Raw genomic sequence first — 3,305 nt, forward strand, 5'->3', positions numbered from 1 at the left:
CGGCAACGCCCGGGCCAAGATGGACGACCTCTCCGACGGTTTCGTGAAGTTGTTCTGCCGGCCGGCCAGCGGTCAGGTGGTGGGCGGTGTGGTGGTCGCCCCGAAGGCCAGCGAGCTGATTCTGCCGATCACGATGGCCGTGGAGAACAACCTGACGGTCAACGAGCTGGCCCAGACCATCACCATCTACCCGAGCCTCTCCGGCTCGATCACCGAAGCAGCCCGCCAACTAATGCTCCACGAGCTGGAGTAACCCCCGGCCTCCGCGGCTTCCTCGGTCGATCATGAGTGTGGTGGCCGAATTACACCGTGATGCCGTTTTTGCGGGGCACCACAACTCCATGATCGACGAGGGTGGCGGCCCGGGTCTGGACCACCGCCACCGTGGCCAGGACGGCCACCTCGGTGAGGATGAGGAGACGCTCGGCCAAGCCGATCAGCAGGCGGTCGCCGGGATAGGCGGACCAGACCATCGCCGCCGCCAAGGTCAGGCTGAGCAGGGCCAGGGTGCGCAGCGTCCGGGCCGCGGTTGCCAGGTCGGGCCGGCGGGCGAGCAGCCATCCGCCGACCGGTAGCGCGAGGAAGGCGACCACCGACGCGTACCGGTGCAGGTACGCGGCGGACGTCATGGCGGTGCCCGGCTCGTTCGTCGGCACCACTGCGGCCAGCAGCAGACCGGCCACCCAGGCGCCGAGCAGCAGTTCGGCCGTCCGGCCGGGTCTGGGTCGGGGTGGTCCGGCGCGGCGCAGGCCGTACAGCAGTGCCACGGTGGCGAGTGCCAGCACCACCATGGCGACGTCGATGACGCCGCCCCGGTCGGAGACGGCGAAGTCGCTGATGGTCAGCGCCCACGGGTTGAGGTCGTCGTTGACTTCGAGGTGACCGATCACGGTGAGCAGCGCCGCCACGGCGATCCCGCCGAGGGCCAGCAGACCGGGGCTCCGGGTTCCAGGCATGCCTCAGCCTGTCGCCGCAGGGACCCGAGCCGGATCCGGGACGGCCACCGAAATCGTCCCCCGGGACCACCCCTAGAGGCAGGCGGAGGATCGCCTCAGTCGATGGGGATGTCGGGTCCGGCGGCGGCGCGGGCGTGCCGGGCGCTGACCAGCGTCATCGCCCATCCGGCCGCGGCGAAGCCGGCAGCCGCGGCGGTGGCGATGATGGCCAGCCGCCATGCCGACTCGGTGAGCGCGGTGCCGCCGAGGTGCCCGACCAGCGCGCCGTAGGTGGCCCAGCCCAGCGCGGCGATCGTCTCGTAGAGCACGAACAGCCGGTACGGGTAGCGACTGCGACCGGCCGAGAAGCAGGCCGCCATCCGGCCGCCGGGCACGAACCGGCAGAGCAGGATGACCAGCGGCCCGGGTTGTCGGAGTCCCTGGGTGACCCGGCTGGCCATGCGTCGGGCTCGGCTCGGCTCGGCGTGCCGGGGTGCACGGCGGTCGGGCGCACCTCGACCGAGCAGGTAGCAGGCCAGGTCCCCGGCGAACACGCCGAGCGCGCCGACGGCGATGGTGACCGGCAGGCTGAGCCCGCCGTAGACGGTGAGCGCCCCGCTGGTGATCATGACGATCTGGGTGGGGATGACCGGTACGAACGCGTCCGCGATCAGAAGGCCGAGCAGCACCAGGTACGCCCACGTCGGCGATGCGACGTCAGTCAGTAGTTCGGGCACGCCTGCCACCTCGCCGGATGGGGCCGATTGGGTGTCTCGAGCCTGACGGCGTGTCCGGCGTCACCGTGGACAGGCCCGCCCCGTCGTGACCGTCGACACGACTGGACCACCCCTGGACAACGAGGCGAACCGGCCTCGGGTGACGGTTTCGCGGACCGTCCCACCCGCTCCGGAGCGGTCGGCGGATCGGCGTTCGTCGGCGTACCGTTGTCGGCGCGGCTCCGCCCGTCGGGTCCCCCGTTCCTGACGATTCCGGGCCGCCAGGGCCGCCGGCGGGTCCCGCGCCGGCGGCCCGCCTCTGCTCCCTCCGTCGTAATCCGGGTGCGTCCTCGACCGCCCGGCGGGTAGCGTGGCCGTATGCGCAGTGCGGTAGTGATGACGACGACGCCGGGTGTCCCCGGCGCGCCGCTCTGACGTAGTCACCGTCGACCAGGCCCCGGGGCGATCCGCCCCCGAGGGCCGTGCGGCGTTCGGTGTCCAGGTCGCCTCCGGGTCGTACCCGATCCAGGAGCCCGACATGATCGACCACCGCAGGCTCGGCCGCGAGCTGGACCTCTTCGTCTCCGATCCGCTGGCCGGCGCCGGCCTGCCGATCTGGCTGCCCGCCGGAGCCGCCGCCCGGCACGCCGTCGAGGAGTACGTCCGGGAGTTGGAGCGTCGCTCCGGCCACCAGCACGTCTACTCGCCGCCGCTGGGCAAACGTGAACTCTTCGAACTGTCCGGGCACCTCGGTTACTTCGCCGACGACATGTTCCCGCCGATGCGGCTGAGTGCCGACGACGAGTTCGTGCTCCGGCCGGCGCTCTGCCCGCACCACGCGCTGGTGTTCCGGGCCCGGGGCCGCTCCTACCGGGAGTTGCCGCTGCGAATCGCCGAGCTGGGCGGAATGTACCGCTCGGAGCGCTCCGGAGTGCTCGGTGGGCTGTCCCGGGTACGCGCCATCTCGCTCAACGACGCGCACACCTTCTGCGCGCCCGAGCAGGTGGGTGAGGAGGTCGCGGCGATCCTCGGGTTGATCCGGGCGGCGCACGCCGCGCTCGGCGTCCGCCCGGCCGGGTTCCGGCTGTCGCTGCGCGGGCCGGGCGAGAAGTACGTCGGCGACGACGCGCAGTGGGCCCGTGCGGAGGATCTGCTCCGCGACGCGCTGGCCGGGGTGGAGTACGTCGAGGCCCCGGGGGAGGCCGCGTTCTACGGCCCGAAGATCGACATTCAGATCGTCGACGCGGCCGGCCGGGAGTCGACCATCTCCACCATCCAACTCGACTTCGACAAGCCGGAGCGGTTCGACCTGTCGTACACCGATTCCGACGGCAGCCGGCGGCGGCCGGTGATGGTGCACCGCAGCCTGGTCGGCAGCATGGAGCGGCTGTTCGCGTACCTCATCGAGGTGCACGAGGGCGCCTTCCCGGCCTGGTACGCGCCCGTCCAGCTGGTGCTGCTGCCGATCGACGACGGCCAGGCCGACGCGGCGGCGGAGCTGGCCCGGCGGGCCGTCGACGCCGGCCTGCGGGTCGAGGTCGACGCCGCCGGCTCGCTGGGTTCCCGGATCCGGGACGCGGCCCGCCGCCGCGTCCCGTACCTCGGGGTGTTGGGTGCCCGGGAGGTGGCCGACGGGCACCTCGCGCTGCGCCTG

Annotated in this window: 3 protein-coding genes and 1 pseudogene; 2 read left to right on the top strand and 2 right to left on the bottom strand. The window is 72.3% G+C overall.

Going from position 1 to position 3,305, the window contains the following annotated elements; genetic code table 11:
- A pseudogene (locus JNW91_RS30540) lies at window positions 1-253 on the top strand (NAD(P)H-quinone dehydrogenase); the annotation flags it as partial.
- A 49-nt stretch (window positions 254-302) separates the two neighbouring features.
- Here JNW91_RS30540 and JNW91_RS30545 read toward each other — a convergent pair.
- Window positions 303-956 (bottom strand): DUF998 domain-containing protein, encoded by a 654-nt coding sequence (locus tag JNW91_RS30545; protein ID WP_203178943.1) that lies wholly within the window; start codon window positions 954-956, stop codon window positions 303-305.
- Window positions 957-1,051: 95 nt separating this feature from the next.
- Complete coding sequence (locus tag JNW91_RS30550; protein WP_203178944.1) at window positions 1,052-1,672, bottom strand: DedA family protein; 621 nt, start codon at window positions 1,670-1,672, stop codon at window positions 1,052-1,054.
- Window positions 1,673-2,189: 517 nt separating this feature from the next.
- On the opposite strand from JNW91_RS30550, the gene thrS reads away from it, so the two are divergent.
- Window positions 2,190-3,305: threonine--tRNA ligase (gene thrS / locus JNW91_RS30555; protein WP_203178945.1), on the top strand; the 1,116-nt coding region annotated here is incomplete at its 3' end.

This window comes from Micromonospora parastrephiae, assembly GCF_016802865.1.
Lineage (GTDB): Bacteria > Actinomycetota > Actinomycetes > Mycobacteriales > Micromonosporaceae > Micromonospora > Micromonospora parastrephiae.